Here is a 12758-nt window from a genome sequence, read left to right as displayed (position 1 = left end):
GGCCGTTCGCATGACCCGTGGGGGAACCCGGGGGGCACCGCCCGGCCACCGGCAGGCGGAGGGGAACATTAGACTCATCAAGCCCGGCAACAGCTCGATCAGCTCATACTTGCAAGGAGGCACGGGTGCCGCTGCTGACCCGCATCACGGGACCGCGCGATCTGGACCGGCTCAGCCTGGAGGAGCTGAACCAGCTTGCGGAGGAGATCCGGACCTTCCTCGTCGAGGCCGTGTCCAAGACCGGCGGTCACCTCGGCCCGAACCTCGGTGTGGTGGAGCTGACCATCGCCCTGCACCGCGTCTTCCACTCGCCCGCCGACAAGGTGCTGTGGGACACCGGACACCAGTCCTACGTCCACAAGCTCCTCACCGGGCGCCAGGACTTCTCCCGCCTGAAGATGAAGGGCGGCCTCTCCGGCTACCCGGCGCAGAGCGAGTCCGAGCACGACGTCATCGAGAACAGCCACGCCTCCACGGTGCTCGGCTGGGCCGACGGCATCGCCAAGGCCAACGAGCTGAAGAAGTCCGACGACCGCGTCGTCGCGGTCATCGGTGACGGCGCGCTGACCGGCGGCATGGCCTGGGAGGCGCTGAACAACATCGCCGAGGCCAAGGACCGCCCGCTCGTCATCGTCGTCAACGACAACGAGCGCTCCTACGCGCCCACCATCGGCGGCATGGCCAACCACCTGGCCACCCTGCGCACCAGCGACGGCTACGAGCGCTTCCTCGCCCGGACCAAGGACCTCCTGGACCGCACCCCGGTCGTCGGCCGCCCGCTCTACGACACCCTGCACGGCGCCAAGAAGGGCCTGAAGGACTTCATCGCGCCGCAGGGCATGTTCGAGGACCTCGGCCTGAAGTACGTCGGCCCGATCGACGGCCACGACATCGAGGCGCTGGAGTCCGCGCTCGCGCGCGCCAAGCGGTTCGGCGGCCCGGTCATCGTGCACTGCCTCACCGAGAAGGGCCGCGGCTACCAGCCCGCCCTCCAGGACGAGGCCGACCGCTTCCACGCGGTGGGCAAGATCCACCCCGACACCGGCCTGCCCATCGCCTCCTCCGGCGCCGACTGGACCTCCGTCTTCGGCGAGGAGATGGTGAAGCTCGGCGAGGAGCGCGAGGACATCGTCGCCATCACCGCGGCCATGCTCCAGCCGGTCGGCCTGGACAAGTTCGCCAAGCGCTTCCCGGAGCGGGTCTACGACGTCGGCATCGCCGAGCAGCACGGCGCCGTCTCCGCCGCCGGCCTGGCCCACGGCGGGGTGCACCCCGTCTTCGCGGTGTACGCCACCTTCCTCAACCGCGCCTTCGACCAGGTCCTGATGGACGTCGCCCTGCACAAGTGCGGCGTGACCTTCGTCCTCGACCGCGCCGGTGTCACCGGCACCGACGGCGCCTCCCACAACGGCATGTGGGACATGTCCATCCTCCAGGTCGTCCCCGGCCTGCGCCTGGCCGCGCCGCGCGACGCCGACCAGGTCCGCGCCCAGTTGCGCGAGGCCGTCGCCGTCGAGGACGCGCCGACCGTGGTCCGCTTCTCCAAGGGCGCCGTCGGCCCCGCCGTACCGGCCGTGCGCCGGGTGGGCGGCATGGACGTGCTGCGCGAGCCGGGCACCGAGCGTCCCGACGTGCTGCTGGTCTCCGTGGGCGCGCTCGCCCCGATGTGCCTGGAGATCGCCACGCTGCTCGACAAGCAGGGCATCTCCACCACCGTCGTCGACCCCCGCTGGGTCAAGCCCGTCGACGAGGCCATGGCCCCGCTCGCCGAGCGGCACCGGGTCGTCGTCACCGTCGAGGACAACAGCCGCGTCGGCGGTGTCGGCTCCGCGATCGCCCAGGCGCTGCGCGACGCGGGCGTGGACGTGCCGCTGCGCGACTTCGGCATCCCGCCCCGCTTCCTCGACCACGCCTCGCGCGCCGAGGTCATGGCCGAGATCGGGCTGACCGCCCCGGACATCGCCCGCCAGGTCACCGGTCTGGTCGCCAAGATCGACGGCCGCTTCGGCCAGAGCGCCGACGCCATGGACCCGGTGGAGTCCGCGCGCGACTGACCACCCGATCGCCGTAGCCTCCGGGCCGGTTCCGCCGCCTTCTCAGGTGGCGGAACCGGCCCGCTTGCGTGAATCTGCCAATGCCGGGGCACACGCACCCCGTCCCTCTCGACCATGTCGAGGACGACAAGCGTGGGAGGTAGGCACGTGAGCACGCTCTTCCGTACGAAGAACGTCGAGCAGTCCATCCGGGACACCGAGGAACCGGAGCATTCGCTCAAGAAGTCCCTCTCCGCCCTCGACCTGACCGTCTTCGGTGTCGGTGTCGTCATCGGCACCGGCATCTTCGTGCTGACCGGCCAGGTGGCCAAGAACACCGCCGGTCCCGCGGTGGCCATCTCCTTCGCCGTCGCCGGTGTGGTCTGCGGTCTCGCCGCACTCTGCTACGCCGAGTTCGCCTCGACGGTCCCGGTGGCCGGATCGGCGTACACCTTCTCCTACGCCTCGCTCGGTGAGCTGCCCGCCTGGACCATCGGGTGGGACCTGGTGCTGGAGTTCGCGCTCGGCACGGCGGTGGTGGCGGTCGGCTGGTCCGGGTACATCCGCTCGCTGTTCGACAGTTGGGGCTGGCACCTGCCGGAGTACCTGTCCGGCCGGGACGGCGCCACCGGGTTCGGCTTCGACATCCTCGCCGCCGCGCTGGTGCTGCTGCTGACCTGTGTGCTGGTGGTCGGCATGAAGCTGTCCGCGCGGATCACGTCGGCCGTGGTCGCCATCAAGGTCGTCGTCGTCCTCATCGTGATCGTGGCGGGCGCCTTCTTCGTGACCGGCGACAACTACAAGCCGTTCGTCCCGCCGGCCCAGCCGCAGGATGCGGGCGGGGACCTCGCGGCGCCGCTCATCCAGCTCATGTTCGGCTGGGCACCGGCCAACTTCGGCGTGATGGGCATCTTCACCGCCGCCTCGGTCGTGTTCTTCGCGTTCATCGGCTTCGACATCGTCGCCACCGCCGCCGAGGAGACCCGCAACCCGCAGCGGGACATGCCGCGCGGCATCCTCGGCTCGCTCCTGATCTGCACGGTGCTCTACGTGGCGGTGTCCCTGGTCGTCACCGGCATGCAGAAGTACACCGAGCTGTCGGTGGAGGCACCGCTGGCGGACGCCTTCAAGTCGCTCGGGCATCCCTGGTACGCGGGCATCATCAGCTTCGGCGCCGCCATCGGCCTGACCACGGTGTGCATGATCCTGCTGCTCGGCCAGACGCGCGTGTTCTTCGCCATGAGCCGCGACGGACTGCTGCCCCGCTTCTTCTCGCGCGTCCACCCGCGCTTCCGCACCCCGCACCGGCCGACCATCCTGCTCGGCGTGATCATCGCCGTCATCGCGGGCTTCACCAGCCTCAGCGAGCTGGCCGAACTGGTCAACATCGGCACCCTGTTCGCGTTCATCGTGGTCGCGATCAGCGTGATCATCCTGCGCCGCACCCGCCCCGACCTGCCCCGCGCCTTCCGTACCCCGTGGGTCCCGGTGCTGCCGATCCTGTCGGTGTGCGCCTCGCTGTGGCTGATGCTGAATCTGCCCACCGAGACCTGGCTGCGGTTCGCCATCTGGATGGCGATCGGCTTCGTCGTCTACTTCCTCTACGGCCGCACGCACAGCCGGCTCGCCCACAAGGAGCAGCCGTCCGAGGCCCCGAAGGCCCCCTGAGCCGGGCGCCGGTCCGCCGCCGGGCGGCGCCTCAGCCGAGGGCCGTACGCGGACCGGCGACGTCGGCGCCCAGTGCGCCGACCCGGCGCCGCAGTTCGCGGTCGGCGGTCACCACCAGCCGGTCCCGGTCGTCGGACCCGGCGACCAGCTCCACGATCCAGTCGTCCCCGCTGCCCGGCGCGGACTCCACCCGCACCCCCGGCACGGACTCCACCCCGCGCGCCGCACCCTCCACCACCAGCACGATCTCCGTGGGGTCCGTCCGGCCGGGCAGCCCGTCGCTGGCCAGCCGGTCCCGCAGCCGCTCGGCGGCCCCCTTGCGGTCCTTCCACCAGCCGTCCGGGCGCGAGCCCATCACATTGGCGCAGTCCACGATCGCCAGCAGGGGATCGTCCTGATCCGGAACACCGTGTACGTCGTCCATGGGCCCAGGGTCCCACGCCTGTCCCCAGGGGGCGCGGGACAGCTCCCTGACCGGGCCGTTTATGGTGATTCCGTGAACGGCGACTGGCTCATACGCGGCCGCGACGGCCGGCTCGGTGTCTACCGGCTCTCGAAGGACGCCGTCCTGTGCCGGGCGGAACGCGGACCCGGCGGCGTCTGGAGCGCACCGCGCAAGGTGGGCGGCGAACAGCGACTGCATCCCGTCCTGGCCCTCGGCCAGGGCGCCGACGGCTATGCCCATCTCGTCTCCTGGCGCCCCACGGCGCAGGGCGAGGCCGGCCTGGTGCACTCGACCCACTTCCGCGCCCATCTCGCCCCGCTCGACTGGACCCCCATCGGCCACCCGGACAAGAAGGGCCCGCGCACCGGCACCCCCGCCGTCGCCGTGGACCCCCAGGGTCGCGCCCATGTCTTCGTCCGCAACGACAGCGGCGGGGTGAGCATGGCCGTCCAGAAGGAGAAGGGCGGCTGGGAGCCCTGGAAGGACCTCAAGGGCCACGACGTCCAGGACGGTATGGCGGCGGTGACGGGGGAGTCCGGCCGGATCGAGCTGTACGCGGCGGTGCCCGGCGGCATCCTGCACTGGCGCCAGGAGAAGGCGGGCGGCGAACCGGTCCTGAAGGAGGCCCTGGAGACCGCGGTCCGCCCCGGCACCCTGTCCGCGCTGGCCACGTCCCCGCAGTACACGACCCTCTTCTACGCGGACGACTCCGGCACCCTGTGCGCCTGGCGCCCCGGCGCCGAGCCGACGGCGCTGCTGCCCGCCGCCGGTCCCGGGCCGGTGGCCGCCGTCCGCTGCACCCTCGACGGCCACGACTGCACCCTGCTCGCCCAGCGCACCGCGAACTCCCGGGTGGCGTTCGCCGCGTACCCCTCGGAGTCCGAGTCGGCCGGTGCCTGGTGGACCGAGTCGGGCCCGCGGCTGGCCGAAGACGCGGTGGTGTCGCTCGCGACGGACGAGCACGGCCGTACGGTCGCGGCCGCGCTGTCCCCGGCCGACGGGAGACTGCTGCTGACCCGCCGCAAGGACGAGCCGGGTCTCGCGCTGGAAGCCTGGCGCGAGGTCTGAGCGGGCCGGGGCCGTGTGAAGGACCGCGCCTTCACACGGCCCGCCGGGATCAGGGGGTGTCGCCGCCCCGCGCCGGGGACTTCTTGGCCGAGTCGGGAATGGTCCCGTCGGTGCGCAGCGCCTTCCACAGCTCCTTGGCCTGCGGTTCGGCGGCCACGACCCGGTTGGGGTCCTGGGGGTCGTAGCGCACCGGCAGCATGATCGTCTCCATGGTGGCGGGGTCGAGGCCGTTCATGCTGCGGCTGAACTCCGCCAGCTTGGTGAGGGAGTCGAGCCCGGAGTCGGCGGTGAGCGACGCCGTGAGCTTGTCGGCGACCGTGTACGCCTTCGTGGGGCTGCCCAGCAGGTCCTGCTTCTTGATCTCGGAGAGGAGGGAGATCAGGAACTTCTGCTGGAGTCCGATGCGCCCGAGGTCGCTGCCGTCGCCGATGCCGTGCCGGGTGCGGACGAACTGGAGGGCCTGCTCGCCGGTCAGCCGGGTGGTGCCCGCCTTCAGGTCGAGCCCGCTGGAGGAGTCGTGGATGTCGCGGTCCACGGTGACGGGCACGCCGCCCATCGCGTCCACCAGCCCCTGGAAGCCGGCGAAGTCGATCTCCACGAAGTGGTCGAGACGCACGCCCGACATCTGCTCGACCGTCTTGACGACACAGGCCGGACCGGCCACCGAGTAGACCGAGTTGAACATGACGCGCCCGGCGGAGGGCAACTGCTTGCCGCTCCGGCTCGTGCACTCGGGCCGGGTCACGAGGGTGTCGCGCGGGATGCTGATCGCGACGGCCTTCTTCCGGCCCTCGGGTATGTGGATCACCAGCGCGGTGTCGGAGCGGGCTCCGGAGACGCTGCCGGTGTGCAGGGCCGCGTTGGCGCCGGAGCGCGAGTCGGAGCCGAGGACGAGCAGGTTCTGCCCGGAGGTCGGGAGCTTCTCCGGCCGGTCGTCACCGATGGCCCGGTCGAGGTCGACGCCCTTGATGTTGGAGTCGAGGCTGTCGTACATCCAGTAGCCCGTGCCGCCCGCGGCGACCAGGACGACGGCGAGGGCGATGAGGATCTTCCGGCCGGTGCGGCGTTTGCGCTTCGGGGCCTCTTTGGTACCGGGTCCGGCGGGCGTGCCGGGTGCACTGTGCTGGGGCGTCGAGACGTGACTCATCCTGCTTCGAGTTCCTCGTGGGTCATGCCCCGCAGGGCGTGGAAGTGGCGTGGGGACGCGGAAGATTGACTGATCCTGTAGGAAAAGTGAGGCATCTGTAAACATCCGGTGGTCGATGCGCCCACTGTGCTAGCGCCCTTGATCGCAAATGATCAGTACGAGAGGTGATCAATGCGTCGCGCAATGTCGTGCGAGGTGCGAGCGGGTGAGTGCCGTGCCGTGTTCAAAGCTGCCACTCGCGGCATCAACCCCCTTGTCGGACTTGGGTTCTGAGTCCCCGGTGCGCCCGTTCGGCGCCGGGTTACGCAGACATGAGCGCCGAAGTCGGCAGAAGGTTGTACGGAAGGGCTGTGATCAACCTCGCCGTGCATGGAGGGTGATCACGCGTCGAGATTTAGTTGAACGGTTGTTAAAGTTCACCATCTCATGTGGCGGTTCTGTGAAACCGCAGGTACGTACATGGGAAACCCCGTCGCAGCTCTTCGCGCCACGGGAGAACTATGTCCATTCCGGTGCGTATCTGAGGGGTTATGGCCGAGCTGTCGCTGCGGGCGGTACAGAAGCTGACCTGTAAGAAGCGCGATGCCTGGTGGACCGTGTTCCTGGTCGACCCGATGGCCACGCGCCTGCTGATGGTGGTGGCCCGCTTCCGGTTCATCACCCCCGACGGGGTCACCTGGGCCGCCCTCTTCGTCGGACTCGCCTCGGCGGGCTTCTTCCTGAAGGGCGACACCACCTCCCTCGTCATCGGCGCGCTGCTCTACCACTTCAGCTTCGTCCTCGACTGCATCGACGGAAAGCTGGCCCGCCTCAAGGGCAACGGCTCGGTCTTCGGCGGCTGGCTCGACTACGTCTTCGACCGCATCCGCGTGCTGGCCTGCGCCCTCGCGCTGATGGGCGGTCAGTATCTGCGCACCGACGACCCGCGCTTCCTGCTGGCCGCGATCGGCGTCGTCTTCCTCGACATGCTGCGCTACCTGGACGCCCTGCAGATCTACAAGATGCGCCAGTCCATGCGCGCCAAGCTCGAACGGACCGCGGCGGAGCGGGCCGCGGCCGAGCGCGCCGAGCGTGACGCCCGCGGCGAGGGCCGGCTGGTCTTCATGGAGGACCTGCTGCGCGACAACCCGGCCACCTCCGTGGAGACACTCCGCGCGGAGGCCGAGGCCCCGGTCGTCGACCTGCACGAGCAGTTCCGGGACCAGTTCCCCTGGTACACCCGCGTCCGCCGGGCCATGCTGCGCACCCGGATACGTCCGCACCTGTTCAGCGGCATCGAGTTCCAGATGTTCGTGTTCATCGTCGGCCCGCTGCTCGGCCGCATCCTGTGGACCACCGCCGCCTCGGCCGCCTTGCTGCTGGCCTTCGAGCTGTTCATCATGTACAAGTTCTGGCTCTCCACGCGGGACTTCAACCGGGTCGTACGGGACATGGCGACCACGCCGTCCGCCGCCGCCCCGGACCCCGCGGCCGCCTGGACCGGGCCCGCCTCCGTCCCCGCCTGGACCACGCCCGACGTCCCGCTCGCCGCGGGCATCCCCGGCCAGGCGCAGCACGGGGTGGAGGACCGCTTCCCGTCCCGCGAGGAACGCCTCGGCTTCCCGCACCACGAGCAGTACCAGCAGTACGAGTCCTACGAGCAGTACCAGCCGCACCACGAGCACCACGAGCAGTACCAGGACCACACGTCGTACGAGCCGTATCAGCAGCCCTCCGAGCCGGCCCACGCCTCCTGGTTCGAGCCCTACGGCGATCCCCACCCCGACCCGTACGCCCAGCACCCGTCCCCGCAGTACCCCGAGTACCCGACCCGGCCCCACGCCCAGCCTCAGCCCTGGGCGGACGGGGGATTCGCGCGATGAACGAACCGAACGCAGCCACCGCACCCGCCACGCTTCCGGAGCCCCCCGCGCGGGGGGCTCTCGCCACCGTGGACACGCTCACCTACACCGACGCCTCCGCGTACACCGTCACGGTCGTGGTCGCCGCCTACAACGCGAGCGCCACCCTCGACCGGGCCCTGCGGTCCGCGCTGAGCCAGACCCACCGCAACCTGGAGGTGCTGGTCCTGGACGACGCGTCCACCGACGGCACCCTCGCGGTCGCCCACCGGTACGCGGAGAAGGACCCCCGGGTCCAGGTCGTGGTCCGTACCCGCAACAGCGGCGGCGTGGGCTCCCCGCGCAACCACGGCATCGAGATCGCCACCGGCCAGTACCTGATGTTCCTCGACGCCGACGACGAACTGCCGCACCGGGCCTGCGAGACGCTGCTCGCCTCCGCGCTGGCCACCGGCGCCGACATCACCGCCGGACGGGCGATCCGCGTCAACCTCGACAAGGGCGAGAACACCGTCTGGCAGCCGCAGCTCTACGGCGCCGACCGCACCGTGGAGGGCGGCCTCACGGCCATGCCCGAGCTGTTCGAGGACCCCATCGCGGCGGCCAAGCTGTACCGCACGGAGTTCCTGCACGAGCACGGCATCCGCTTCCCGCAGGGCGTCCACTTCGAGGACACCTACTTCTCCACCCTCGCCTCCTACTTCGCCGGTACCATCAGCCTGCTCACCACCCCGGTCTACCGGTGGATCTGGGAGCGCGAGTCGGACACCCCGTCGCTGACCAACCGGCGCGGCGAACTGCGCAGCATCCGCGACCGGGTCCTCGTGCACCAGTGGACCGACGACTTCCTCGCCCGGCAGGGCGCCGACGAGCTGATCGCCCGCAAGGCGGCCAAGTTCCTCTCCCACGACCTCGGGCTGTACATGGGCCCCCTGCGCGCGGGCGACGACGCCTACCGCGAGGGCTTCCTGCGCGCCACGGGGCCCTATCTGCGCACGCTTCCCGACGACTGCTGGGACCTGTGCGGACCGCTGGAGCGGGTGCGTGGCTTCGCGCTCATGCAGGGCCGGCCGGACCTGGCGCTGACCGCCGCCGACTTCACCCAGCGGCGCCCGGTGCTCAGCTCCGACCTGGTGGAGCGCGACGGCAAGGTCTTCTGGTCCGGCTCGCTGCTCGGCCGCCCGGACGCCGAGCGCTTCCTCGACGTCACCGACCTGGACCTGACCGGCGGCCGGCTCTCGGACGCCCGGCTGTTCAACCAGGCCACCCGGCTGGAGATCACCGGCGGCGAACTCCACCTCACGGGCTTCATCCGCAACCAGTTCGGCCGGATCGGCGCCAAGGACAAGCTCGAACTCGTCGCCGTGCTGCGCTGCCGGGGCCCGAAGACCGACCACACCTTCCCGGTCACCGGCATCGAGGTGGACGAGGAGCACATCCGCTACCACGCCACGATCTCCCTGGACACGACCCTCGGCGCCTCCGAGCGCGCGGCGGTGTGGAACCTGCTCGTCCAGGTGCGGCACGCGGGGGAGCGCGCGACCACGGCGGTCTGCGTGCGCGGCGTCGACATCGAGGCGGAGCGCTTCACCGGCGGCGCGGGCACGTACGAGATGTACGAGACCGTCAGCGGCAACCTCGCCCTGCGCCCGGAGACCAGGGAGCAGCAGTCCCGGACCGACCGGCGCGGCACGCCCTGGACCTGGTGGACCGGACAGCGGCTGCCGGAGCCGTTCGCCCGCCGTGAGCGCTTCGGTGCCGCCGTGGTCGTCCACTGCCACAACGACGAGTACAACCTGCCCGAGTTCCTCGGCTCGCTCGACACCCAGCGCGACTTCGCGGGCACCCAGGTGGTGCTGGTGGACGACGGCTCCACCGATGCCACCGCCCACCAGATCGAGGAGTTCGCGGCGCGCTGGCCGAACGTCACGGTCGTCTCCCAGATCGCCATGGGGATGCGCGCCGCGTTCGACCACGGGCTGCGCCACGTGACCGCGCCGTACGTCATGTTCGCCCGCGCCCGCGACATCCTCGGCCAGGACAGCGTGCACCGGCTGCTGCACGCCGCCCGCGCCGCCAAGGCGGACGTGGTGGTGGGCCGCAGCGACAACTTCCCCGAGCCGAGCCGGGCCGACGGCGAGGCGTGGGCGCGCTACTTCGGGCCGACGCCCGCCGAGGTGGAGCGGCTCCGCGACGCGCCGTACCTGGTGTTCTCCACCAGTCTGAGCGCCAAGCTGCTGCGCACCAGCCTGGTCCGCGAGGAGCGGCTGCGCTGCGGGCAGGGCCCCGGCTTCGAGGACGCCTGGCTGGCCGTGCCCGCCCTGCTGCACGCCCGCCGGGTGACCATCGCGCCGGACGTCACCTGTTACGAGCGCGACGGCGAGCAGCACGACTCGCTCTTCGACCTGCCGTGGAACGACCCGGTCAAGACGCAGGAGCTGATCCGGCTGTGCCGGTACGTCCTCAGGCGGGCCGCGGGCCTCGACCCGCGCACCCTGCGTCTGGCCCAGCGGTTCGTGGTGCGCACCTTCCAGCCGTATCTGCGCAACCTGCACCGCATCATGAGCCGCGCCGAACTCGCCACCGTCTTCCCGGCGTTGTGCCAGGTCTACGCGGACATCCCGGACGACCTGGTCCTGCAGTACGCCACGGCGGGGCTCGCGCGCACCCAGCACCACGCGGTGCGCACGGCGAACCTCGACCTGTTCTGCGACCCGTACACCGCGCCCGACTTCCGGCCCCACCTCCATCTGGACGAGCAGGGCCTGTTCCGCAGGCTCGACGTGGACCGGGCGGACACCGCGCTGCTGCGTGTGGACCGGCACCGGTTCGTGCTGGAGACCTGCCACGTCGAGGCGGAGCAGATCGTCTTCGAGGGCCTGATGGTCCTCTCGGGCGTCGACATCTCCCATCTCTTCGACAACCGGCTCGAACTCGTCCTCTCCGACGGCAGCACCGAGAAGGCCGTGCCCGTCGGCCAGGTGTACCGGCGCGACCGCTGGCGCACGCGCAAGGAGCAGGACTGGTACAGCGGCTGGCGTGCCGTCGTGCGGCCCGAGGACTTCGGCTCGCTGGACAACCGCGACCTCACGCTCACCCTGCGCGTGCACGACGGCGACCGGCACCTGGACGCCCCGGTGGACTCGCGTCAGATGCTGCACCGCTTCAAGGGCGTGCACCGCGCGGGCCGGGCCACCGTGATCCTGGACATCGACGCCGACGAACAGATCACGCTGCGCCGGGTCGCCGGTGCGGGCAAGCGGCTCACCCATAAGACGAAACGTTTCTTTACCGCGTTCCGCATGGCCCTGCCCGGCCGCCCCGGCTGGCGCACCCGGATGCTCTACTGGCTCTTCCATCCCTGGCTGCGCGGCAAGGACATCTGGATCATCGGTGAGCGCGAGGACACCGCGCAGGACAACTCGTACCACCTGTTCAAGTGGATCCGGACCAACGAGCGCCGGCGCAGGGTGTACTACGCCATCAACGGCACCGCCGCCGACCGCGCCAAGGTGGCCCCCATGGGCCGGGTGATCGACCGCCTGTCCTGGAGGTACCGGGTCTACCTGCTGCACGCGAGTAGGCTGATCAACGCCTACGACCTGGAGGCCTACCTCGGCTTCCCCGGCCTGTCCAAGCGCGCCTTCCTCACCGGCTACGGCGATCTGCTGCGCTACAAGCGGGTCTTCCTCCAGCACGGCGTGGTCTACAACGACGTGGCACCCTCCATCCATGCCCAGGTCACCAACGTCGACATGGTGCTGACCACCGGACGCAGCGAACGCGCCTACTACGCCGAGCACTGCGGCTACGGCTACGACCGCGTCGCCGCCACCGGCCTGCCGCGCTTCGACGCGCTGGAGCCGGTGCGCGGACCGCGCCGCGTCCTGGTCATGCCCACCTGGCGGCGCGACATCGTGGCGCCCTCGTACAACAAGGCGGCCAAGCCGGAGATCCCGTTCGCGGCCTCCGAGTACTACCGCTTCTTCTCGGCGCTGCTGCGCGACGAGCGGCTGCTCGCGGCGCTCCAACGGCACGACGTGCAGCTTGAGTTCATGCCGCACTACGAGATCCGGCCGTATCTGAAGCACTTCCGTATCGACCATCCGTCGATCACGGTCTCCACCACCGGGCGCGACGTCCAGCTCGCGATGCGCGAGTGCTCGATGCTCGTCACCGACTATTCGTCGGTGTTCTTCGACGTGGCCTACATGGGCAAGCCGATCGTCTACACCAACTTCGACGACGAGAGCTTCTACAGCAAGCACTACAAGCGCGGCTACTTCGACCTGGGCCGGGACGGCTTCGGTCCCGCCTGCGCCACCGTGGACCAGGCGGTCGAGGAGATCATCGGCTCCATCGAGCGCGGCTTCGAGGTCGAGCCGCAGTACCGGCGCCGTGCGGAGGAGTTCTTCGTCCTGCGCGACACCAACAACTGCCGCCGCGCCTATGACGTGATCGCCAGCATGGACGCCGCCATGGCGGGCGACACCGGGCAGCCCTCCGCGCCGCTCGTCATGGGCCGCCCGGAACCACAGCAGGTGGGGAGGTGAGGG

The 12758-nt window shown here is 70.5% G+C and carries 7 protein-coding genes; 5 read left to right on the top strand and 2 right to left on the bottom strand.

Annotated features, from left to right (window positions below):
- The first annotated feature begins 125 nt into the window (after positions 1-125).
- Entirely contained in the window at positions 126-2054 is a 1929-nt protein-coding gene (gene dxs / locus HEK131_RS21135) for a 1-deoxy-D-xylulose-5-phosphate synthase (protein ID WP_244336570.1), read from the top strand.
- Positions 2055-2201: 147 nt separating this feature from the next.
- Positions 2202-3701, top strand: a complete 1500-nt coding sequence (locus HEK131_RS21130) for an amino acid permease (protein ID WP_244336569.1) — start codon at positions 2202-2204, stop codon at positions 3699-3701.
- Positions 3702-3732: 31 nt separating this feature from the next.
- Here the strand turns inward: HEK131_RS21130 and HEK131_RS21125 are convergent, their stop codons facing one another.
- A complete protein-coding gene (locus tag HEK131_RS21125; RefSeq protein WP_217463307.1) occupies positions 3733-4125 on the bottom strand; it encodes an NTP pyrophosphohydrolase in 393 nt (130 codons plus the stop codon).
- Between the two features lie 72 nt (positions 4126-4197).
- Here HEK131_RS21125 and HEK131_RS21120 point away from each other — a divergent pair, with 72 nt between their 5' ends.
- Positions 4198-5214 carry a hypothetical protein gene (locus tag HEK131_RS21120; RefSeq protein WP_244336568.1) on the top strand — a complete coding sequence of 339 codons (1017 nt, stop codon included), beginning with the start codon at positions 4198-4200 and terminating at the stop codon, positions 5212-5214.
- Positions 5215-5263: 49 nt separating this feature from the next.
- On the opposite strand, the gene HEK131_RS21115 is transcribed toward HEK131_RS21120, so the two are convergent.
- Positions 5264-6361, bottom strand: coding sequence for an LCP family protein (locus HEK131_RS21115; protein WP_244336567.1), 1098 nt, complete (start codon positions 6359-6361; stop codon positions 5264-5266).
- A 530-nt stretch (positions 6362-6891) separates the two neighbouring features.
- On the opposite strand from HEK131_RS21115, the gene HEK131_RS21110 reads away from it, so the two are divergent.
- Complete coding sequence (locus HEK131_RS21110) at positions 6892-8223, top strand: CDP-alcohol phosphatidyltransferase family protein (RefSeq protein WP_244336566.1); 1332 nt, start codon at positions 6892-6894, stop codon at positions 8221-8223.
- Positions 8220-12755 carry a glycosyltransferase gene (locus HEK131_RS21105; protein ID WP_244336565.1) on the top strand — a complete coding sequence of 1512 codons (4536 nt, stop codon included), beginning with the start codon at positions 8220-8222 and terminating at the stop codon, positions 12753-12755. The genes HEK131_RS21110 and HEK131_RS21105 overlap by 4 nt, the downstream gene beginning before the upstream one ends.
- The last annotated feature ends 3 nt before the right edge of the window (positions 12756-12758 follow it).

The sequence above is a fragment of the Streptomyces seoulensis genome (genome assembly GCF_022846655.1).
In the GTDB taxonomy this organism is placed as follows: Bacteria; Actinomycetota; Actinomycetes; order Streptomycetales; family Streptomycetaceae; genus Streptomyces.
The sequence above is the reverse complement of the archived record's forward strand: the minus strand, read 5'-3'. Positions and strand labels throughout refer to the sequence as shown.

Excerpts from the sequence above, each read along its gene's own strand:
- HEK131_RS21125 (WP_217463307.1), bottom strand. The coding sequence starts at position 4,125 with ATGGACGACGTACACGGTGTTCCGGATCAGGACGATCCCCTGCTGGCG.
- HEK131_RS21115 (WP_244336567.1), bottom strand. The coding sequence starts at position 6,361 with ATGAGTCACGTCTCGACGCCCCAGCACAGTGCACCCGGCACGCCCGCC.
- HEK131_RS21110 (WP_244336566.1), top strand. The coding sequence starts at position 6,892 with ATGGCCGAGCTGTCGCTGCGGGCGGTACAGAAGCTGACCTGTAAGAAG.
- HEK131_RS21105 (WP_244336565.1), top strand. The coding sequence starts at position 8,220 with ATGAACGAACCGAACGCAGCCACCGCACCCGCCACGCTTCCGGAGCCC.